Below are 285 nucleotides of genomic sequence, written 5' to 3' on the forward strand. Positions count from 1 at the left end.
GAATTCGATGAATTCAAGGCCCGCTACGGCACTACCCTGATCTGCGGGTTTGCGCATATCCATGGCATGAAAGTCGGCATCATCGCCAATAACGGCATTCTATTTTCGGAATCAGCGCTGAAAGGCACGCATTTCATTGAACTGTGCTGCCAGCGCAAGATCCCGCTGGTGTTTTTGCAAAATATCACCGGCTTCATGGTCGGCCGCAAATACGAAAACGAAGGCATCGCGCGCAATGGCGCCAAGATGGTGACTGCCGTGGCCACGGCTGCCGTGCCGAAGTTC

Annotated in this window: 1 protein-coding gene; it reads left to right on the forward strand. The window is 54.0% G+C overall.

Annotated elements, in window-relative coordinates; all coding sequences use genetic code 11:
* Nucleotides 1-285: carboxyl transferase domain-containing protein (locus ACO0LB_RS20925; RefSeq protein WP_423052674.1), on the forward strand; the 285-nt coding region annotated here is incomplete at both ends.

It is taken from the genome of Undibacterium sp. SXout7W (assembly GCF_049339385.1).
Classification (GTDB): domain Bacteria; phylum Pseudomonadota; class Gammaproteobacteria; order Burkholderiales; family Burkholderiaceae_D; genus Undibacterium.